This window comes from Streptomyces sp. NPDC031049 (assembly GCF_055571015.1).
Map to the genome: position 1 here is coordinate 508,722 of NZ_JBVIGC010000001.1, position 21,024 is coordinate 529,745.

The window sequence follows — 21,024 nt, forward strand, 5'->3', positions numbered from 1 at the left end:
TGCGGTCGTTCACGTGCTGAGGGCGGCCTTCAGCAGTTGCCCTCACCACCCGCGTGGTCAACCGCCCACGATCTCGCCCACCTGGTTGGCCGTCGCCATGGCACCGGCCCACACCCGCACTTCGGCCACTCGAGCCGGCAGGTGATGTCGCCATGTGCTGTTGGTGAAGCCCCTGCCGACCGCGAGACCACCGGAGCCGACCTTCGCCGTGTAGGCCTTCGCGTCACCGTTCTGGGTGTCGCTCAGGTAGAGACTGATCGTGCCGTCCGAGGCGTTGAAGGATCCGGTGAGGCGGACCATGCCGTCCATCGCGGCACTCTGCTCGGAGGCCACTGCGGAGAAGGTGCCGTCCGCGTTGAGCCTGCCGAAGCGCCAGTAGCCCTCGGGGACGGTCTTGTCCTCCAGCGTTTCCTCGTCGAAAACGGTCGTACTGCCGGTGCGTTCGTACCAGATGCCCCACGCCGAGCCATCCGCCGTGCGCTGGCCCACCACCTGGCCGATATAGCCGACGGGCTTGGAGAGGAGCTTGCCAGAGTCCAGTTCCGCCAGGGTGGTGACCGTGAAGGACCCTGTGTCGTCGATCACCGGCGCCGATGCGGTCGCGGCGTCGTCCGTGCCGTCGAGGACGATCGCCTCACCGTCCAGTGCCGCACCGCCGGTCAGGGTCAGCGGCTTGCCGTAGCCGGAGGTCGTGTCCGCAATGGTGGCGCCGCTGCCCCGGTCGGCCGACCAGTCCGCGACCAACTCCACGGCCGCGCGGCTCGGTGAGTTCATCAGCTGTGCCTCGTCCGCGATGAGGTCGCTGGTCAGTGCCTGCTGCCAGACGGTGACCTCGTCGATGGAGCCGGCGAAGTAGTCCGTGTAATTGCCGCGCCACAGCACCCGGCCGATCTGCAGCGGGCCCTGGGCCGCCCAGGACGGGGCGACTGTGGCGCTGCCCTGCAGACGGCCGTTGATGTACAGGCGGGTCTGCTTCGCTTCGGCGTCGTACACCGCCGCGAGGTGGGTCCACACCCCGCGTACAGCGGGTTGCTGGGCGACCACCATCTGGTCGGTGAGGTTGCCGTCCTCTGCGTCCTTGGGGGATGTGCTCAGCGTCCAGGTCTTCTTCTCGTCCCGGTAGGTGAGGTAGAAGCCGCTGTAGAAGGTGCCGTTCTGGCCCAGGACGGTCTGGTTGTCCCCGCCTCCCGGGCTGAGCAGGGCCCACGCGGAAACGGTGTACGAGGCGCGGGTGTCCACCACCGCGCTGCCGGTGGCTGCGTGGCCGGTGGTGCCGTTCAGGGACATGCCCTTGTCCGTCACCGGCGCGGCCAGCGCATTGTCCTGACTGTCGTGGGTGATGACGCCGCGGCGGCCGCGGTCGTCCCGTACTGCTCCCGTGGCGAGGGTGGCGTCGTCGCGGCCGTCGACAGTGGCGGAGTCGGTGGCGCTGCCGGACGCTTCGTCGAAGTGCCAGCGGCCGACCGGGGCGTCACCGGAGTCGACGAGGAACTCGGTCACCGACTGCCCGCCCCAGCCGAGGGCGTCCTTGGCGCGCACGTACACCCGGTACAGGCCGCCGCGCGTTGGTGTGATCTTCGCCGTGGCCGTGGTGCCGGGCAGCTCGGCCGACCAGGCGGCCGAGGAGGACAGCTTGTACTGGTAGGCGCTGTTCACATCGCCCGTGTAGGGCTTGAAGCTGAGGGTCGCCGTCACGCCCGGTCCTCCGCCGGCCGGGCAGGCGTTGGAGGTGCACTCGGTGTACGGGGTGGCCACGGAAACCTGCGGTGGCTTCGGCGGTCGGGCATCGACGCGGAAGTAGCAGAACCCGTCCGAGGCCGCGCTGCTGAGGTGGCTGGAGCCGTAGTACGACCAGGTCCAGGCGTGGTACCGGTACAGCTTGCCGTCGGCCAGGTTCGACCAGCTCATGGACAGGGCTCGGTTGTCACCTGCGTACCCGGTGGTGGGCCGCAGGGATCCGTTGGAGGGCGGGGTGACGTCGGTCCAGGTCTTGTCGGCGTTCTGCACATCCACGTCGAAGTAGACCCGCAGCTGCGCTTCGCTCTCCCCGCCCGCCTTCGTCTGAGCGGTGGCCAGCAGGGTCGGCGTGGAATCCGACACGATCGCCGGGTCGCTCGCATCCCGTTCGCACACCGGGGCCGTACTGGTACCGCCGCCTTGCAGGCCGACGCCGGTGGGCTTGTCCGGCAGGCCGACGAAGCTCACCGCGAGGACGGCGTCGTTGCGGAACCTCTTCCACGCGGAGGTGTCCGACTCGTCGTGCGCGCGGATCTCCAGCGTCAGCCGGGAGAATTTGCCGGCCGCGAAGTCCCGCACCGTGGGGGTGAGGTTCTCGTTCGGCTCGTCGGGGTTGTCGTTGAACTCGATCGGCGCGTCCGGGGAGTCGGGGTCGCACAGCGAGCCCCGGCCCGCTGAGACGTGCCGGTCGCCCATCCAGTCCAGCTCCTTCGGCCGCGACGACCACGTCGTGGAGGAGGAGATGTTGTTGGTGCGGACCAGATCGACCCAGCGCGGGTCGCACTGGAACGCCCACGGCTCCGTCACCCGGAACGTGGCGTCCAGGACCTTCTTGCCCTTCAGGCTGGCCGGGGAGAACTCGAAGTACAGGCGCTGCACATAGCCGGGGCCGCAGTAGTAGCCGGCCCACGAACCGCACTTGCCCGCGCCCTTGCCCATGTTGTCGCTGCCGTTGCCCCAGCCGTAGGACTCGTAGCCGTCACTGCGCAACAGGGTGCGCTCCGACTCGCCCCAGGTCACGGTCGGGTCGATGAACAGCGGGAACGCCGACTCCTCGGTCGAGGTGAGCATGTCCGCGTCCGGGATCACCGACAGCGAGTCCTCGCCGACCTCGACGTCCATCCGGGCGACGGTGTCCCCCTGGCCCGGCTCCAGGCCCGAACCCGACGGCGCCGTCTCGGCCGGATCCGACGGCTCCGTCGCCGCGACGCCGTCCTCCGTGGTGCCGGCGGTCGCGGTGAGCAACTGCGTCTGCGCGCCGGTGTCACTCTCCTCACCGGCCGAGTCCCACATCCGCGCAGGCGGCGCCCGGAACACGGTGGCCCCGTTGCCGTCGGCCGCGACCAGGTTCCCGGCCGGGCCCTCTTCGACCGTGAGGTTGTCGGCGTCGAGACCGAAGGTGAGCCTCTTCAGCTCCTCGCTCGCCGCGGCCTGGGGCGTCCTGACCACCAGGACGTGCTGGAAGCTCTCGGGAGTCGCCGTCACCTGAAGGTCGACGTCCGGCAGGACCTCCGGGTACACGGCGGTCGAACCGTCCAGACGGGGGGTGGGCAGCGTGCCCGGCCAGTCCAGGGCGAGCGAGCGGCCCTGCTTCCCGATCCGGGCCAGCGGCTCCTCGCTGCCGCCGCCGGAGAAGGTCATCTCCACGGCGGCGCCCTTGGGGGCGAGAGTGCCGTCGGCCCGCTTGACCAGCGTCGCGTCCGGCTCCTGCCAGCCACCACCGGCGGCCTTCACCCGTACCGGAGTTGCCGACTCCTCCAGCGTGAACGTCTGGCCGTCGGGGTTGGCGAACACCGTGGTCCGCTCCGTACGCTCCCCCGTCACTTCCACCCGCTCGCCGGATGTCTGCGCCGCCTGCAGGGCCTGCTGCCCCTCCGACGACGGCGCCGTACCCGCCGCTGTGTCAGTGGCGCCGACCACCGGACCGGGCACGAGTGCGGCGACCACCGCAGCGCAGAGCACCGCCGTCACACGGCCCGTGCGACGCCTCCCCCGCGCTGCGTCCGCTCCGACCGCCGCACGACCGGGAACACGTGCACCCCCGACTCGCAACCGAGTCCACACCCCCACCACGCCCCACCCACAACGTTCACAAGAAAATGGCCGTGAGTAACTAACGCGACACCCGAAGGCAAGGTCAACGGGCAGGAAACGGACATCAACGCGCCAAGCTCGGAAAGCCCGCGTGAGGAAGGCAACGTTTAGGCGGGGTTGTACTTCACGGGATCACGGTTTCGCATCTGCTGGGTCGCAGCGCGGTCGACCCGGCGGTCGCCGGAGGAGTGGGTGACGCTTCGTCGGCGGACCTGTGACGGGGCAAGCGGTGGTGCCCCCGGGCCCGGCCTGTCAGTGGACCACCGCCGACAGACGGTGGACGTCTCTCGCCGAGCCCGTCACCCCGGACAGGAAGCCGCGGGCGCGGGGGGAGGCGTGGTGGGTCAGCCAGGTGGGGTCGATGTCGCAGACGGCGATCTTGACGTCGGTGCCGGAGAGGGCCAGCGGCAGGGTGTGGACGACCGTGGAGGGGAAGCTGAGGATGGTGCGGCCGACCGGGCCGCGGCGGGCGATCAGTTCCAGGGGGAGGTCGGGGCGGACGACCTCCAGGCCCGTCTCCCCCGCCAGCCGGTGGAGTTTGTCGGCGCTCTCGCGGCGGTGGGCGAAGTAGCGGGTGGCGCCGTGGGTGCGGGCGAGGCCGCGGACGGCCTCCAGGTAGCGGTCGCCGTCGACGACGCCGGTCTCCACCAGTGAGGTGCCGACCATGTCGGCACCCTTGGTGATACGGGGCGGGCCGAAGCGGGCGCGGGTCCAGGCGAAGGCGTTGGCGGTGACCGTGACGCCTTCGGGGGTCTCCTCGATCGGCATGGAGGAGAAGATGGAGACCCGGCGCTCCCCGTTCGGGGTGAGTCTGCGGCGGGCCGACGACGCCACCGGGGCGAACAGCAGGTCGCGGGGGCCGGGGCGGCTGCCCTTGCGGTGCCAGCGCACCAGGCGTTCGCCGCGGGCGAGCTGGGTGACGAACTCCATGGTCGCCGTCCCGTCGTCGACGACGACCAGCTCGGCGGCGCGCGTGAGGGGCAGCAGGAGCTGGACGTAGCGGGAGAACGGGTCGCCTATGACGACCCGTTGCGCGCGGCGCAGGGTGCCGGTCAGGCCCCGGACCGTGCGGAAGGGGGCCGTGGCCCCTCCCCGGGCCTCTTCCCAGCGGACCTCGTGGCCCTCCTGGCGGGCCAGCTCCGCCATGCGGCGCAGCTGGCCCCGGGTCATGGGGTCCACGGGTGACAGGACGACGAGGGAGAGCTGCGTCCAGGGGGCGCGGGCGTGCGCCCACTCCAGCACGTTCAGCAGCTGTACCGGACTCTCGACGAACGCGAGAGTGTGAGGGCCGGTGTTCCCGGCGCGGGGGCTCATCGGCGTACGACCGTCCCGTCGTGAGAGAGGGGGAGGGAGGGGCTCGGGCTCAGACGGTGACCGGCTCGCCCGCCGCCGCGGCGATCTCGGCCTCGGCGACCACACCGGTGACGCGGCGCAGCTTCTTCATCGGGCCCAGCTCGGACTCGTAGACCTTCTTGACGCCGTCGCCGAGGGAGGCCTCGATGGTGCGGATGTCCCGGACGAGGCGCGTCAGGCCCTGGGGCTCGACGGAGGCGGCCTGGTCGGAACCCCACATGGCGCGGTCGAGGGTGATGTGGCGCTCGACGAAGACGGCGCCGAGGGCGACGGCGGCCAGGGTGGTCTGGAGGCCGGTCTCGTGGCCGGAGTAGCCGATCGGGACGTTCGGGTACTCCTGCTGGAGGGTGTTGATGACGCGCAGGTTCAGCTCCTCCGCCTTCGCCGGGTAGGTGGAGGTGGCGTGGCAGAGCAGGATGTTGTCGCTGCCGAGGACCTCGACGGCGTGGCGGATCTGCTTCGGGGTCGACATGCCCGTGGAGAGGATGATCGTGCGGCCCGTGGCGCGCAGGGCGCGCAGCAGCTCGTCGTCCGTGAGGGACGCGGAGGCCACCTTGTGGGCGGGGACGTCGAACTTCTCCAGGAAGACGACGGCCTCGGTGTCCCACGGGGAGGCGAACCAGGCGATCCCCTTCTCCTTGCAGTACTCGTCGATCTGGCGGTACTCGTCCTCGCCGAACTCCACGCGGTGGCGGTAGTCGATGTAGGTCATCCGGCCCCAGGGGGTGTCGCGCTCGATGTCCCACTGGTCGCGGGGGGTGCAGATCTCCGGGGTCCGCTTCTGGAACTTGACGGCGTCGCAGCCGGCGTCGGCGGCCGCGTCGATGAGCTTGAAGGCGTTCTCCAGCTCGCCGTTGTGGTTGATGCCGATCTCGCCGGTGACGTAGACGGGGCGGCCGGGGCCGGCCTCGCGCGAACCGAGGGTGCGGATGCGGGAGTTGCTCATGACAGGGGGTTTCCTTACGTGGGGAGGGAATCGAGAGAGGGACCGAGGATCCAGCCGGCGATCTCCCGGATCGCGCCGTCACCGCCGGGGACGGTGGTGACCGCGCGTGCGGCGCCGCGGACGACGTCGTGTGCGCCGGCGACCGCCACGGGCCAGCCCACGAGGGCGAAGCACGGGAGGTCGTTGACGTCGTTGCCGACGTAGAGCACGCGCTCCGGCGCGATGCCCTGGTCCTCGCACCACTGCTTGAGCGCGAGGTCCTTGCGGTCGACGCCGTGCAGCACGGGCAGCTTCAGCTTGCGTGCGCGGGCGGCGACGACCGGGTTCTGTTCCGTGGACAGGATCAGCATCCTCAGGCCGCTGCGGCGCAGGGCGGCGATGCCGAGGCCGTCGCCGCGGTGCACGGCGACGAACTCCCGTCCGTCGGAGTCGATCAGCACCCTGTCGTCGGTCTGGGTGCCGTCGAAGTCGAGGACGACCGCGTCGATGTCCTCCGCGGTCGGAAGGGCGCCGGGGCGCGTGGAGTCGAGGAGGGGCGCGAGGGCGCGGGCGCGGGCGAGGTCGTGCGGGTCGTCGATCTCCAGGACCCGCGCCGGGTCGGTGCGGACGAGGTCGGTGCGGCCGAAGAAGCGGTGCCGGTGCTCGCGGAAGCCGGCCGCGTCCATCGCGTAGGCGGCGCCGGTCTCCAGCAGGTCCTGGGGGCGGTCCTGGCGGCGCGGGCGGAAGGACTTGTCGTGGTTGACGCCGTGGCCGCCGGTGCTTTGGGCTTCGGCGCTCCCTTCGTCGCCCTCGGTGCTCCGGCCGTCGGCGCCCTCGGCGTTCCCGCCGTCGCCCTCGCCGTTCCCGTCCCGCCAGAGGAAGCCGTGGAACGGGGCGACGGTCACCGCGGTGTCGGCGCCCTGCTCGGCGACCGCGCCGGCCACCCCGTCGATGTCCTCGCGGACCAGGAACGGACTGGTGCACTGCACGAGCAGCACCACGTCGACGGCGGCGCCGTGCAGGGCCTCGTGGGCGTCCATGGCGTGCAGCACCGCGGCCTCGGAGGTGGCCGTGTCGCCGGCGATGGCGGCCGGGCGCAGCACCACCTCGGCGCCGGCCTCGCGGGCGGCCGTGGCGATGGCCTGGTCGTCGGTGGAGACGACGACGTCGGTGACGAGCCGGGCGGCCAGGCACTCGCGCACGGCGCGCGCCACCAGGGGGACGCCGCCGACGGGGGCGAGGTTCTTGGCGGGGACGCCCTTGGAGCCGCCGCGCGCGGGGATGACCGCGAGCACCCGGCGCACGGAGGCGCCCTGGCCCGCTTCGGGTTGGGACATGGGTACCCCTCCTCGGGTACGGGTCACGGGGGCCGCGACCGGGGTCGTGGCCGGGGTCCCGGCCGGGGTCTCTGCCTGGGGCGTGGCCGGGAACGCGGGGTCCGCGGCCGAAGCAACGGCCGGCGAGGCGGGGTCCGCGACCGAGGTAGCGGCCCGGAACACCGGCTCCGCGGCCGAGGTCAGAGCCGGGGGTGCGGGGGCCGCGACCGGGGTCGTGGCCGGGGTCCCGGCCGGGATCGTGGCCGGGAACGCGGGCTCCGCGGCCGGGGACGCGGCCGAAGCAACGGCCGGGGTCGCGGCCGAAGTCGCAGCCGGGAACGCCGCCGGGGTCGTGTCGGAAGTCGTAGGCCGGTTCACAGTTCCCCCATGCGGCGGATCACCGGCGCGACGCGCTGGACGCCGTGCCGGTAGGCGCCGCGGGCCGCGCGGCGGACGATCTGGCGGACGGGGCCGGGGTCGCGGTCGGCCGCGGGCGCGCCGGGCAGGGGCGTGCCGTCCGGGCCGAGGTGGTGCCGGGCGAGGATGCCGGGCAGGTATCCGGGCGCGGTGACGGGCGTGTAGTACGGGGTCAGGGGCGGCAGGCCGCCGGGGCGGCCGAGCAGCTTGGTGATCCGCTCGCGTGCCGCGTCGAAGGCGGTGGCGTAGGCGCCGTCGGCCGCCACCCCCTGCCGGGCCACCCACTCCGCGTCGGGGGCGGGCCGGTGGCCGGCGTCGAGCTGGTCCCAGGAGGCGAGGCAGCCGGAGCCGGCGAAGTGGTGGTTGCCGAGCGCCTCGCGCACGCCGAGGTCGGTGAGCACGACCGTCGGGATGCGGCGGTGCAGCGACTCCAGGGCGGCCGTGGAGCTGACGGTGACCAGCAGGTCGGTGCGGTCCAGGACCTCGCCCATGTGCCCGTAGACCAGGCGGAAGTTGGGCGGCGGGTCGGCCTTCTGCACCAGCTTCTGGTACGGCAGTTCCTCGATGTGGGTGGTGTGTTCGCCCGGCTTGGAGCGCAGCTTGAGCAGCACCTCGCGCTCCGGGTGCCGGCGGGCGTGCCCGATCAGCCGGTCCAGCAGGTACGTGCGGTCCCGGCGGGACTCCGGCACGGAGGGCTGAGCGGCGAAGACGACCGTGTAGGGGTCGTGCTCGCCGGTGTAGGGCGCGCCGCCGAGGAAGGGCAGGGCGACCTCGGTGACGGCGGAGGCGTCGGCGCCGACCCCCTCGTACACGGCCCGGAAACGCTCCGCGTCCTGGCGGGAGTTGGCGAGCACGAGGTCGGCGCCGTGCCGCAGCAGCAGGCCGTCGGCGAGCTTCTCGTAGACGACGCCGACGTAGCCGGTGACGACCACGGGCCGGTCGGCGCGGGCGCCCCAGGCCCGCTTGAGGCCGTGCAGCATCGCCTGCACGCCGCCGCCCACCAGGGCGAGGACGAGTACGTCGTAGCGTTCCTCGCCCATCGTCCGCAGGAACTCCAGGCCGGTGACCTCGCGCAGGGAGTCCGCGCGGACACCGACCTCCTTCAGCTGACGCGGGGTCGGGGTCGCCCGGCCGCGCAGCAGGTAGCCGTCCAGGCGGAGTTCGCGGTCCTCCGGGACGACGCGGCTGGCGGTGAGGGAGCCCCATTTCCACCGGGTGTCGGAGTCCGCGAGGACGGCCACCCGCAGGGCGTTCGTTGCACTTGCTGGCACGTCGCAGACGCTAGGAAGGCATTTCTAGGAACTGCCCAACCGGAATCCAACAAATGGTTAACAGCACACCGCCGAATGGGGAATCGGGCCGTTCGGCGTGCTGGAAAGTGCGCGATTCACGGCTTCGCCACGCGTCGTTCACCTCGCATCAAGGCTGGGGTAAAGGCGAATGACGGGCCGCCGCCTAACGTCTGCCACGTGCTCAAGCTCTCCGTCATCGTGCCGTTCTACAACGTGCGGCAATACGTCCCCGATGCCCTGCGGAGTCTGCGCGCGAACGCGCGGGACGACTTCGAATTCATTCTCGTCGACGACTGCTCCACCGACGGGACCGCGGACCTCCTCGCGCGCGCCGAGCGCGAGCTGCCGGGGGCGGTGCTGGTCAGACACGCGCAGAACGGCGGCCTGGCGACCGCCCGCAACACCGGCCTGGACCGGGCGCGCGGCGAGTACGTGACGTTCCTGGACGGCGACGACTGGCTGGCGCCCGGCCACTACGGCAGGCTGGTCGCCGCGATAGAGGAGCTGGGCTGCGACTTCGTGCGCACCGACCATGTGCAGTGCACGGCACGGGCCCGTTCCGTGCACCGGGTCCCGCACGGCCGCCGGAACGTCGTCCTGCGCCCGCGCGACGCGATCCTGCCCACCCACCGCACCACGTCCGTCGACTACGCCTTCGCCTGGGCCGGCATCTACCACCGCAGGCTGGCCGACCGCGGGCTGCTGCACTTCACCGACGGGCTGCGCACGGCCGAGGACCGGCCGTGGATCTGGCGGCTGCACCGGGAGGCGGAGTCCTTCGCGGTGACCGGGCTGCTCGGCGTCTACTACCGGCGCGGGGTCGCCTCGTCGCTGACGCAGATCGGTGACGCCCGCCAGCTCGACTTCATCCGCGCCTTCGACCAGGTGGTCGAGGAGACCGCGCGGGACGCGGACGCGGCACTGCTGCTGCCGAAGGCGGTGCGCACCTACTGCGCCATCATTTCCCATCACCTGGGTTCCATCGAAAGGTTCGAGCCGCCCGTGGCCCGGAAGCTGAAGGCGATGAGCGCCGCCGCGCTGCGGCGGATGCCGCAGGACGTCCTCGACGAGGCGCTGGACTCGATGGACGCCGAGCGCGCCACGCGGCTGCGCCGGCTGCGCCGCCGTCCGGTGCCGGCGGGGGAGGTGGCGGCGTGACCACGCAGATCTTCCTGGCCTCGACGCTGTACGGAACGGCCACGCTGGCCGCCGCCCTGGACGCCGGCTGCTTCGCGCCCGCCGACCGGCGGGTGCTGCTGGTGTCCAACAACGCCGCGACGCCGGAGACGGCGCCGGCCGTGGACGAGATGCCGGGGTTCGAGACGCTGCGGCCCCGCTTCGACGACGTGGTGTCGTGGAACGAGGTCATCTCCCCCTTCCATCCGTCGGGCTGGGCGCCGCGGCCGGACGACGTACCGCTGTGGGAGCGGCATCTGCGGCTGGCCTGGGGCATCGGGGACGACGACGTGGCGCTGGCCGTGGAGTCGATCCAGGTGAACCCGGCGCTCGGCGTGGCGCAGATCTTCACCGACGCGCCGGTGACGGTGTACGCGGACGGGCTGATGAGCTACGGACCGACCCGCAGCAAGATCGATCCGCTGGTCGGCACGCGCGTGGAGCGCCTGCTCCACCTCGATCTGGTGCCGGGCCTGGAGCCGCTGCTGCTGACCGAGTTCGGCGTCCCCCCCGAGGTGGTGCCGACGCCGGCGTTCACCAAGGTGCTGGCCGAACTGGCCGACACCGGTGACGACGCGCTGCCGGAGGCGGCGGAGCCGGCGCTGCTGCTGGGCCAGTACCTGTCCGCGCTGAACATCCTCTCCGCCGACGAGGAGGAGGACCTGCACGTACGGATGCTGAAGGGCGCCGTCGCCCTGGGCCACACCCGGGTGGTGTTCAAGCCGCACCCGACGGCCCCGGCCCGCTTCACCCGCACCCTGGAGCAGGAGGCGACGCGGCTCGGCGCCGAGCTGACCGTGGTGCAGACGCCGGTGCTGGCCGAGGTGCTGTACCAGCGGACGCGCCCGGCGCTGGTCGTCGGCTGCTTCTCCACCGCCCTGCTCACCGCGTCCGCGCTGTACGGGCTGCCGGTGGCCCGGGTCGGCACCGAGACGCTGCTGGAGCGGCTGACGCCGTACGAGAACAGCAACCGCGTCCCCGTCACCATCGTCGACGCGCTGCTGCCCGAGGTCACCGACGGCCCGGCCGTGGCCGAGCGGCGCCGCGGCCTGGACCCGCAGGGCCTGACCGAGCTGGTCCGGGCGGTCGGGTTCGCGATGCAGCCGAAGATCCTGCCGGAGCTGCGGCCGGACGCCGAGCGCTATCTGGCGGCGCGGCTGGACGCCCGCACCCGGCGGTACTTCAAGAAGCGGCGGCTGACGTCGCTGGGGCTGCCGGGCGGCATCCCGCAGCGGCTGGCGTTCCTGCCCCGCAGCGCCGCCGCGCGCCGGGTGGTGCGCCGGGCCCGGTCGATCCGGCGCTCGATCAAGCGGTGAGGGGCGCACGGAGCATGAGCCGCGCGCCCGCCGGCACCGGGCCGGCACCGCCGGACCGGCGCCCCGCCGTGCCCGTCGTCGTCGCCGCCCCGCCCCCTGCCCGCCGCCGGGCCGCCCCCGGGCGGCTGCGCGCCCTGGACGGGCTGCGGCTGGTGGCGGCGCTGATGGTGGCGGCCTACCACTTCGGCGGGCGCGGCGGCGAGGTCACCGAGGCCTGGGGCACCTCGCCCCGGGAGCAGTTCCCGACCCTGCACACGCTGTTCTCCTACGGCTGCCTGGGCGTGCAGGTCTTCTTCGTGATCAGCGGCTTCGTGATCTGCCTGAGCGGCTGGGGCCGCCCGCTGAAGTCGTTCTTCGCCTCCCGCGCGTCCCGGCTGCTGCCCGCCTACTGGGTGGCGGTCGTGCTGGTGACGGCGGTGTTCGCGCTGCCGCCCGTGGTGTACGACGCGGTGTCGCCGAGCGACGCGCTGGTGAACCTGACCATGCTCCAGCAGCCGCTGGGCGCGGACCGGGTGCTGGGGGTGTGCTGGACGCTGTGGGTGGAGGTCCGCTTCTACGCGCTGTTCGCGGTGTGCGTGGTGCTGCCCGGTGCGACCCGGCGGCGGGTGATCATGTTCTGCGCCTGCTGGACGCTGGCGGCGGCCCTCGCCCACGCGGCCGACGAGCCGCTGCTCGACCTGGTGCTGATGCCCGAGTACGCGCCGTTCTTCATCGGCGGCATCGGCCTCTACCTCGTCCACCGCGACCGGCGGGACGCCTACGCCTGGGGCATCGTGGCGGTGAGCTGGCTGACCGGCCAGCACCACGTGGTGCGGGAGCTGTGGCACGCCCCCGACGTGGAGGCGTTCTCCCACCGCTCCTCGCTGGGCATCGTCGCCGTCGTGACGTTCGGGTTCGTGGCGGTCGCAGCGATCGCGCTGGGGCTGCTGCGCCGGGCGGACTGGCGCTGGCTGACGGTCGCGGGCGCGCTGACCTACCCGTTCTACCTGGTCCACGAGCATCTGGGCTGGGTGGTGATCCGGTTCCTGCACCGCACGCTGCACGTGCCGTCGTACGCGACGTTCCTGCTCACCGTCGGTGTGATGCTGGTGCTGGCCTGGCTGCTCCACCGGTTCGCCGAGAAACCGCTGACTCCACGGATCCGGGCCGTATTGTCCGGGACGGGGAAGGCCGGCGGCGTGCCGTCCCGATGATTTGTTTGTGCGACATTCGACAATGGGCTGGATTGCGATGCCCTCAGGAGGCAATCTCCCTGCATGGCCACTGCACAGCACACCGAAAGCCGCCCCGGCGAGCTGAAGGACGTCCCGGGCTGGTTCTGGCCGCTGGACCAGGTGCTCTTCACCTGGTTCCTCGAGCGGCAGACCGAGCGGGGGATCTCCGGCGACCTGCTGGAACTGGGCGCCTACATGGGAAAGAGCGCGATTCTGCTGGGGCACCACCTCCAGGACGGCGAGAATTTCACGGTCTGCGACCTCTTCGGGAGCGACGCCCCCGACCAGGCCAATCGCGCCGAGTCGGCCGGCTCCTACTCGACCCTCACCCGGCAGGCGTTCGAGCAGAACTACCTCTCCTTCCACGACTCCCTGCCGACGGTCGTCCAGGCCCCCACGTCCGTGATCACCAAGGAGGTGAAGCCGGCCACCTGCCGGTTCGTGCACATCGACGCCTCGCACCTGTACGAGCATGTGCACGGCGACATCGAAGCGGCCCGTGAGCTGCTGATCCCGGACGGCGTCGTGGTGCTGGACGACTTCCGCTCCGAGCACACCCCAGGCGTCTCCGTCGCCGCCTGGGAGGCGGTGCTCAACGGCGGGCTGCGCCCGATCTGCCTGAGCACGCAGAAGCTGTACGCCACCTGGGGGGACCCCGAGCCCGTCCAGGAGGAGCTGCTCGCCGTGCTGCGGGGGCGCGACGACGTCTCGGTGAGCGTGCAGCACGCCGCGGGGCACCGGCTGGTCCGGGCCCGTGCGAAGAAGATGCAGCCGCCGCCGTTCCCCCGCTCGCGGCACTACCGGGCCGCGGTGCCGGCGCCCGCGCGGGAGCCCGTCCCCGCGTCCCGGCCCGCTCCGGCCCGCCCGGCCGGCGCCGTCCGGGCCCGCCGGCTCGCCGTGGACCTGCTGCCGCCGATCGTCACCCGGGCGGTGCGCCGCTACCGCGCGGCCGGCCGCGCCCGCGCCTCGGCGTCCCGCTGACCGGGTCCCGCCCCACGGGCGGCGCCCGCCTCACCCGCCCGCTCCCGCCCGCCTCCGCCGGCCGTTCCCCTGTCGGCCGGGGCGGGCGGGCGAGTGTTGGGGGGGCGCGTGCCGCGGCGTGGCGTTGGCGTGTCAGGCGGTCGACGTGGCGTGTCAGGCGCTCGACAGGGACAGCTTGACCGCGAAGCCCAGGAAGAGCGCGCCCGCCGCCGAGGTCGCCCCCGCCGACAGGCGCCTGCGGCGGCGGAAGGCGGCGGCCAGCCGGGTGCCGCTGAATATCAGCGCGCTGAGGTACAGGAAGCTGGCCAGCTGCGCGAAGGCGCCCAGGACGACGAAGGACAGCGCCGGATAGGCGTATCCCGGGTCCACGAACTGCACGAAGAAGGCGACGAAGAACAGGATCGCCTTCGGGTTGACGAGGCTGATGACCAGGGCCCGGCGGTAGGGCCGCTCGTCGGCGCCGGCGGCGGCCGGGGCCGCCGTCCGCCCGGCGGTCTGCCGCCGGGTCCGCCACATGCCCCAGGCCGCCCGCAGCATGCCGACGGCCAGCCAGGTCAGGTAGCCGGCACCCGCGTACTTCACGATGCCGAACAGCACGGCGTTGGCCTGGAGCAGCGAGGCGACGCCGGCGGCCGACAGCGTCATCAGCACCGTGTCGCCGCAGAAGACGCCGGCGGCGGCGCGGTAGCCCGCGCGGACGCCGTGGCGGGCGGCTACGGAGAGGACGTACAGCGAGTTGGGGCCGGGCAGCAGGACGATGAGGAGTACGCCCACCAGGTAGGTGGGCAGGTCGGTGACGCCGAACATGGAAGGGAGTGTCGCACGAGCCTGTGACACCCCGCCCCGGGGCCTCCGGGCCCGCGAACGTCCGTCCTCCCGGGCCGCCTCCGGGCCGCGAACGCCCGTCCTGCCGACCGCCTCCGGGCCCCGGACGTCCGTCCTCCCAGCCGCCTCCGGGCCCGCGGGGTGTCTCGTCGTCGGCGGCTCAGAAGCGCTCCGACGGCTCGTAGGCGCCCCACACCGCGCGCAGAGCGTCGCAGACCTCGCCCACGGTGGCGCGGGCCCGGAGCGCCTCCTTCATCGGGTACAGCACGTTGTCCGAGCCCTCGGCGGCCCGGCGCAGCTCCGCCAGGGCCGAGGCGACCGCGTCCCGGTCCCGTTCGGCGCGCAGTTTCGCCAGCCGCTCGGCCTGCTGCGCCTCGATCGCCGGGTCGACGCGCAGCGGCTCGTACGGCTCCTCCTCGTCCAGCCGGAACCGGTTGACGCCGACCACGACCCGCTCGCCCGCGTCGGTCTCCTGCGCGATGCGGTAGGCGTTGCGTTCGATCTCGTTCTTCTGGAAACCGGCCTCGATCGCCCCGACCGCCCCGCCGAGGTCCTCGACCCGGTCCATCAGCTCCCGCGCCGCCGCCTCGACGTCGTCGGTGAGCTTCTCCACGGCGTAGGACCCGGCGAAGGGGTCGACGGTCGCCGTCACGTCCGTCTCGTGGGCCAGCACCTGCTGGGTGCGCAGCGCGAGACGGGCGGACTTGTCGGTGGGCAGCGCGATGGCCTCGTCGAAGGAGTTGGTGTGCAGCGACTGGGTGCCGCCGAGGACCGCGGCCAGGCCCTGCACGGCGACCCGGACCAGGTTCACCTCCGGCTGCTGGGCCGTCAGCTGCACCCCGGCCGTCTGCGTGTGGAACCGCAGCATCAGCGACTTCGGGTTCCGGGCCTCGAACTCCTCCCTCATCACCCGCGCCCAGATCCGGCGGGCCGCCCGGAACTTGGCGACCTCCTCCAGGATCGTCGTACGGGCGACGAAGAAGAACGACAGGCGCGGCGCGAAGTCGTCGACGTCCATGCCGGCCGCGACCGCCGTGCGCACGTACGCGATGGCGTCGGCGAGGGTGAAGGCGATCTCCTGCGCGGGCGACGCACCGGCCTCCGCCATGTGGTAGCCGGAGATCGAGATCGTGTTCCACTTCGGCATCTCGGCCCGGCAGTACGCGAAGATGTCCGCGACCAGCCGCAGCGAGGGCTTCGGCGGGAAGATGTACGTCCCGCGCGCGATGTACTCCTTCAGCACGTCGTTCTGGATCGTGCCGGTCAGCCGGTCCGCGCCCACCCCCTGTTCCTCCGCCACCAGCTGGTACATCAGCAGCAGCAGCGCGGCGGGCGCGTTGATCGTCATCGACGTGGACACCTGGTCCAGCGGGATCCCGCCGAACAGCACCCGCATGTCCTCGACCGAGTCGATCGCCACCCCGACCTTGCCGACCTCGCCGTGGGCGAGCGGGGCGTCGGAGTCGTGGCCCATCTGGGTGGGCAGGTCGAAGGCGACCGACAGGCCGGTGGTGCCGTGCTCGATCAGCTGCCGGTAGCGGGCGTTGGACTCCGTCGCCGTGCCGAAACCGGCGTACTGGCGCATCGTCCACGGACGGTGCGTGTACATCGTCGGGTACACGCCCCGGGTGAACGGGTACGCCCCGGGCTCCCCCAGCCGCTCCGCCGGGTCCCAGCCGTCGAGGTCGGCGGGTCCGTAGACCGGTCGGATGGGCAGTCCGGACTCCGACTCACGCGCCATGGTCTGCCGCCTTTCGCTCCGTCGCCGTGCGCACCGCTGCGTCGCCGTGTGCTCCACGATGCCGCGCCGTTCGCCACCCGTCATCCGCGGGGAACATCTCAGGTGACGTCCGTGCGGGCCACGGGACGGCGGGGGCCGTGCCGCTCGGTGCGGGCGGGGGAGGGACAAGGGGAGGGCCATGGGCACGAGCAGGGGGCGGCGGGACGGGATCGTGGGACGGGCGGGCTCTACGGCGCTGGTGACGGCGGTGGCGGTCGTGGCGGCGGGCGGCTGCACGGTGCGGACCGACGGCGGCGCCGGCGGGCTGGGCGCGCCCGTGCGCGTCGAGACCACCACGACCGCGCCGCCGGCCGCCGGTGACGGGCCGGGCGGCCCCTCGGACGACCGGCAGGAGGACCGGCGGGACGACCGGCGGGACGACCGCCCGGGGGCGCGGGGCGGGCCGGAGCCGGAGCCGACGGAGCCGCCGGTGGTGCTGTGGTCGCGCGGCGACACCGGGCGGGACGTGCGCGAACTCCAGGCCCGGCTGCGCCAGGTCGAGTGGCTGTTCGACGGGCCGACCGGGACCTACGACGACCTGACGGAACGCGCGGTCCGGGGCTTCCAGGGCAAGCGCGGACTGCCGCGGACCGGCGAGACCGACACGGTCACCTGGCGGCGGCTGCTGCGGATGACCCGGGAGCCGGGGAAGTGGGAGCTGTACCTGATGGGCGGGCAGCCGGCCGCCGCGCCCGACCCGCGCTGCCGGACCGGCCGGGTGCTGTGCGTCAGCAAGGAGAGCCGGACCCTGCGCTGGATGATCGACGGCCGGACCGTGTCGACGGTGGCGGTGCGGTTCGGGTCGGAGTACACGCCGACCCGGGAGGGGGTGTTCAAGGTCTACTGGAAGTCCCGGAACCACTGGTCGACGCTGTACGACACCCCCATGCCGTACGCGATGTTCTTCAGCGGCGGCCAGGCCGTGCACTACTCGTCCGACTTCGCGGCCCGCGGTTACGCCGGCGCCTCGCACGGCTGCGTCAACGTACGCGACGAGGCGGCGATCGCCGCGCTGTACGCGCAGGTGAGGAAGGGCGACAAGGTGGTGGTGTACCGGTGAGAGCGGGGCGCGGGCGGGACCGGGGGAACGTGTCCCGCCCGCGCCAGGTGCACGAGCCGTAGGTACGGGGGGGACCCCGGCTCGGTGCGACAGCCGATGACCAGTCGGCTCACTCAGTACTGCGCCGCGGCGTCGAAAAGTGTCACACCCTCGCGGAAAACTTCTCTTCGGGCCCGGAAAGACGCAGGTCCCGGCCGTTCTTGCCGCTTCCGCCCCGGCCGCTGTGGCCGCTGTGGATGCTGTGGGCGCTGTGGACGCTGCGGGCGTTCTTGCCGCCCCTGCCGTTCTTCTCCCGGGCGCCCTTGTCGTGCCGGCCGGTGCCCTGGCCGGGCTTCTTGCCCTGGCCCGTGCCCTGGCCGTTGCCCTCGCCGTCGTCCGCGCCCCGGCCCTTGGTCCTGTTCTCGCCCTTGTCCGCGTCCCGGCCCCGGTCTCTGTCCCCGTCCTTGTCCTTGCCCTTGCCCTTGTTGTCGCGGCCCTCGTCGCCCGGACGGTCCCGGCCGTCCCGGCCGCCGTTCCCGGCGCCGTCGCCCTTGCGGGGCTCGGCCTCGGTGGCGGACAGCAGGCTCTTGCAGTACGCCCACATCCGGGCGGCACCGCCGCCGCCGGCCGCGTCGGTCAGGTCGCGCCTGCGCAGGCGGTCGAGGTCCTTGCCCGCGCTGAGGTCGCGGCAGGCCGCGACGACGCCCCGCCGTCCGCCCGTCGAGCGGTCCTCGTCGCCGGTTCCCTTGCCGGGCCGCGTGGCCGTGCCGTCGCCGGCCTCGCCGCGCCCGGCACCGCCGCCGGAACGGCCGGTGGCGTCGGCCGGTCCGGTCGGACCGGTACCGGACGTGGACCCGCCGTCGGCGTCCCTCAGGGGCGGCTCCCCCAGCGGCCGGCCGGAGCGGTCGGGGCTCACGGCGGTCGAGACGGAGGCGCCGGGGGCGGGGTCCCCACCGCCGAAGGGCGTCGGCAGCACTCCGGTTCCGGCCGCGGCCGCCGCCCCGCCGATCAGGCCGACGGTCAGGGAGGCGGCCAGCGCGAGGCGCAGCGGTCGCCACCTGCGCGGGGGCGCGGAGACGTCGCCGGAGCCCGCGATACGCACCAGACCGGCGCCGGCGGACCCGGCCGGGGAGCCGTCGGCGAGGGCGGCCGGGACGGTCTCGCGCTGCTCGCTCCGCTCGGCGTGCGCCTTGCGGAAGGCGGCCAGGGCGGAGGCCTCGCCGGGGAGTTCCTCGCTGGTGGGAGCGGGTTCCGGGGTGAGTGCCGCGAGGGTGGCGGCGAGCCGTTCGGCACGTCGCCGGGCCGCTGGGTCGACGGCCTCCGGTGGCTCTCCGCGCAGCATCGACTCCGCCGTTCTGCGGTCCAGCCACCTGTCCTGCTCGTCGGCCATCACATGTCCTTCTGCGTCCGCGCAACGCTTTGCGTCACAGTCGCGGACGTCACCGCGCGCCCACGCGGTTCTCGCGGCGCCGGCAGGGCGTCGAGCGCCCCGGGCGATTCCGGATCGTCACCGATCAGTTCGGCCAGCCGCTTCAGCCCGCGATGCGCGGCCGTGCGCACCGCGCCGGGCCGCTTGCCCAGCGTCTCGGCGGCGGTCTTGGCGTCGAGGCCCACCACGACCCGCAGCACGACGGCCTCGGCCTGGTCCTGCGGCAGCCGGGCTATCAGGGACAGGGCGTTTCCGGTGGCCAGGGCCTCGATGGCCTCCCCGGCGGTGTCGGACTCGGCGGGCTTGCCGGTCAGCTCGGTCTCGTCGCCGCCGATCGCGGGCCGGCGACCGCGCATCCGGATGTGGTCCAGGGCGCGGTTCCGGGCGATCCGGGCGGCCCAGCCGCGGAAGCGGTCGGCATCGCCGCTGAAGCGGTCCAGGTCACGGGCGATCTGGAGCCAGGCCTCGGACGCCACGTCCTCGGCGTCCGGCTCACCGACCAGTGTCCGTACATATCCGAGCAACCGCGGGTGCACAGCGCGGTACACAGTCCGGAACGCCGTTTCGTCTCCGTCCTGCGCCGCGCGCACCGCGGCGGTCAGCTCCGCGTCGTCCCCCAGCACCCCGCGCGCCTCTCTTTGCGCCTGAATCTCCATGGCTCCCCGCGGTGGTCTACCGCAGGCTGGCGCGGGGGCGCCGCCCTCCGCACTCCGGCGCGAAAGGCACGTTACGTCTTGAAACCGCTCCCCGTCCATGTCCCCACGAATGGCCGTACAAGATGCAACTAACCCGTGACGCGGACGGGTGTGACACAAAACGCAGCCGCGGCGCTGTAGGTAGTACGGGTCGCCGCGCGGCCCGTTCCGCGCGACGGCCGGGGCCTCTCCTGTGGGGGGTGGCGGCCCCGGCCGTTGCCTCGGCCTCGCGCCTCCCCGCGGACGGCGCACAGAGCCGGGCCGGGCCGGCCGAGTCCCGCCTCATGTGTTCCCGCCGCCGTCGGCGGCGGCCCCGTCACCCTGGCCGGCGGCGCTGTCGCCGCCGCGGGCGGTCGCGCCACTGCGGGCGGTGCCGTCCTGCGACTGCCGGTCCGCGTCCGCCGGAGCGCCGCCCGACCGCCCGTCGGCACCCGACTGCCCGCCCGCGTCGACCTGACCGCCGCCACCCGGCTGCCCGCCCCCGTCGGCCCGGCCGCCGCCCCCCGGCGGTCCGCCGTCCGCCGGCTGCCCGCCGGTGCCGGGCTGCCCGCCGTCCTCCGGATTCGGCCCCTCGTCCGGCCTCCCGCCGGCGTCGGGTTTGCCGCCGTCGTCCGGCCCTCCGCCGGCGCCCGGCTGTTGGGGGACGCCCGGCTGCTGCCCCGTCCCCGGCTGCCGGTCGGCTCCGGCGCCGTCCCCGCGCCCGGCGCCGTCCCCGCCTCCGGCGTCGTCCGCCGGGTCCGTGCGGCCGGCGTCCGTGCCGTCGCCGCGCGGCGCGGTCAGCTCCGCGCAGTACGCGTCGACCCGGTCGGCGCCGCCCGCGGCCTCGACCAGGGCGCGCCACGCCGGGGACTCCAGGGCTTCGCCGCGGTCGGTGACCTTCGCGTGGGCGCGGCAGCGGGCCTCGGCGTCCCGCGCCGCCTCCGGGCTGCCGGGGTCCGCCGAGCCGTCCGCCGAGGGGGACGGTCCGGTGCCGGTGGACGGCCGGGTCGGGGCGGACCCGTCCGCGCCGGGGGCCTCGGCCGGCGCGGACGCCCGCGGCCGGCGGGGCTCGTCGTCCCCGCCGCCGGAGGAGCCCACCGAGCCGATCGCCGCCACGGCGACGCCGCCCAGGGTCAGGCTCGCGAGGAAGACGGTCAGGGTGGCCCGCAGCGAACGCCGCGTCCGCCGGCCCCCAGGGGCCCGCCAGTCGTCCCGCCGCCTGGTCCGCGCACCGTGGGCGCCCGCGGCCCGGGCGGCCCGGAAGGCGGCCACCGCCGCTTCCTCGGCCGCCGGGTCCGAAGCGCCGGCCCGCAGGGCGGCGCCGAGCAGCACTTCCAGCGCCGCCCCATCCGGTGCGGGCGCGCCGTCGCCGGGCGCCGTCGCCACGGGGTGGTGCGCGGTGCGGCGGCCGGGAGCACCGTGGTGCCTGTGCGCTTCGCCCATGTCCGTATCCCGT

At 73.7% G+C, this 21,024-nt stretch carries 15 protein-coding genes; 5 read left to right on the plus strand and 10 right to left on the minus strand.

The window, feature by feature from the left end:
- Positions 1-57: 57 nt before the first annotated feature.
- The 5 genes from ACZ45Q_RS02225 to ACZ45Q_RS02245 all read right to left on the minus strand — a co-directional run bounded on the left by ACZ45Q_RS02225 (position 58) and on the right by ACZ45Q_RS02245 (position 9,113).
- The gene (locus ACZ45Q_RS02225) at positions 58-3,378 is read right to left on the minus strand and encodes a laminin G domain-containing protein (protein WP_468254314.1); all 3,321 of its coding nucleotides are present in this window, start codon (positions 3,376-3,378) and stop codon (positions 58-60) included.
- Positions 3,379-4,083: 705 nt separating this feature from the next.
- The gene (locus tag ACZ45Q_RS02230) at positions 4,084-5,145 is read right to left on the minus strand and encodes a hypothetical protein (protein WP_468253881.1); all 1,062 of its coding nucleotides are present in this window, start codon (positions 5,143-5,145) and stop codon (positions 4,084-4,086) included.
- Positions 5,146-5,194: 49 nt separating this feature from the next.
- Positions 5,195-6,130, minus strand: coding sequence for an N-acetylneuraminate synthase family protein (locus tag ACZ45Q_RS02235; protein ID WP_468253882.1), 936 nt, complete (start codon positions 6,128-6,130; stop codon positions 5,195-5,197).
- A 14-nt stretch (positions 6,131-6,144) separates the two neighbouring features.
- The gene (locus ACZ45Q_RS02240) at positions 6,145-7,446 is read right to left on the minus strand and encodes a cytidylyltransferase domain-containing protein (RefSeq protein WP_468253883.1); all 1,302 of its coding nucleotides are present in this window, start codon (positions 7,444-7,446) and stop codon (positions 6,145-6,147) included.
- A 353-nt stretch (positions 7,447-7,799) separates the two neighbouring features.
- Positions 7,800-9,113 (minus strand): DUF6716 putative glycosyltransferase, encoded by a 1,314-nt coding sequence (locus ACZ45Q_RS02245; RefSeq protein WP_468253884.1) that lies wholly within the window; start codon positions 9,111-9,113, stop codon positions 7,800-7,802.
- A gap of 198 nt (positions 9,114-9,311) precedes the next feature.
- Here ACZ45Q_RS02245 and ACZ45Q_RS02250 point away from each other — a divergent pair, with 198 nt between their 5' ends.
- The 4 genes from ACZ45Q_RS02250 (at position 9,312) to ACZ45Q_RS02265 (ending at position 13,821) form a co-directional block, all read left to right on the plus strand.
- Entirely contained in the window at positions 9,312-10,292 is a 981-nt protein-coding gene (locus ACZ45Q_RS02250) for a glycosyltransferase family 2 protein (RefSeq protein ID WP_468253885.1), read from the plus strand.
- Positions 10,289-11,626 (plus strand): polysialyltransferase family glycosyltransferase, encoded by a 1,338-nt coding sequence (locus ACZ45Q_RS02255; RefSeq protein ID WP_468253886.1) that lies wholly within the window; start codon positions 10,289-10,291, stop codon positions 11,624-11,626. The genes ACZ45Q_RS02250 and ACZ45Q_RS02255 overlap by 4 nt, the downstream gene beginning before the upstream one ends.
- A gap of 14 nt (positions 11,627-11,640) precedes the next feature.
- Complete coding sequence (locus ACZ45Q_RS02260; RefSeq protein ID WP_468253887.1) at positions 11,641-12,819, plus strand: acyltransferase family protein; 1,179 nt, start codon at positions 11,641-11,643, stop codon at positions 12,817-12,819.
- A gap of 63 nt (positions 12,820-12,882) precedes the next feature.
- Complete coding sequence (locus tag ACZ45Q_RS02265) at positions 12,883-13,821, plus strand: class I SAM-dependent methyltransferase (RefSeq protein WP_468253888.1); 939 nt, start codon at positions 12,883-12,885, stop codon at positions 13,819-13,821.
- Positions 13,822-13,974: 153 nt separating this feature from the next.
- Here the strand turns inward: ACZ45Q_RS02265 and leuE are convergent, their stop codons facing one another.
- Entirely contained in the window at positions 13,975-14,628 is a 654-nt protein-coding gene (gene leuE / locus ACZ45Q_RS02270; protein WP_468253889.1) for a leucine efflux protein LeuE, read from the minus strand.
- 178 nt (positions 14,629-14,806) lie between these two features.
- Entirely contained in the window at positions 14,807-16,387 is a 1,581-nt protein-coding gene (locus ACZ45Q_RS02275) for an acyl-CoA mutase large subunit family protein (RefSeq protein WP_468253890.1), read from the minus strand.
- 178 nt (positions 16,388-16,565) lie between these two features.
- Here ACZ45Q_RS02275 and ACZ45Q_RS02280 point away from each other — a divergent pair, with 178 nt between their 5' ends.
- Positions 16,566-17,486, plus strand: a complete 921-nt coding sequence (locus ACZ45Q_RS02280) for a L,D-transpeptidase family protein (protein WP_468253891.1) — start codon at positions 16,566-16,568, stop codon at positions 17,484-17,486.
- 142 nt (positions 17,487-17,628) lie between these two features.
- Here ACZ45Q_RS02280 and ACZ45Q_RS02285 read toward each other — a convergent pair whose 3' ends face one another.
- From ACZ45Q_RS02285 to ACZ45Q_RS02295, 3 genes are all read right to left on the minus strand, one after another.
- Complete coding sequence (locus tag ACZ45Q_RS02285) at positions 17,629-18,855, minus strand: hypothetical protein (RefSeq protein ID WP_468253892.1); 1,227 nt, start codon at positions 18,853-18,855, stop codon at positions 17,629-17,631.
- Positions 18,855-19,517 (minus strand): RNA polymerase sigma factor, encoded by a 663-nt coding sequence (locus ACZ45Q_RS02290; protein ID WP_468254316.1) that lies wholly within the window; start codon positions 19,515-19,517, stop codon positions 18,855-18,857. The genes ACZ45Q_RS02285 and ACZ45Q_RS02290 overlap by 1 nt, the downstream gene beginning before the upstream one ends.
- A 354-nt stretch (positions 19,518-19,871) precedes the next feature.
- On the minus strand, positions 19,872-21,011 hold the full coding sequence (locus ACZ45Q_RS02295; protein ID WP_468253893.1) for a hypothetical protein: 1,140 nt from the start codon (positions 21,009-21,011) through the stop codon (positions 19,872-19,874).
- Positions 21,012-21,024: the final 13 nt, after the last annotated feature.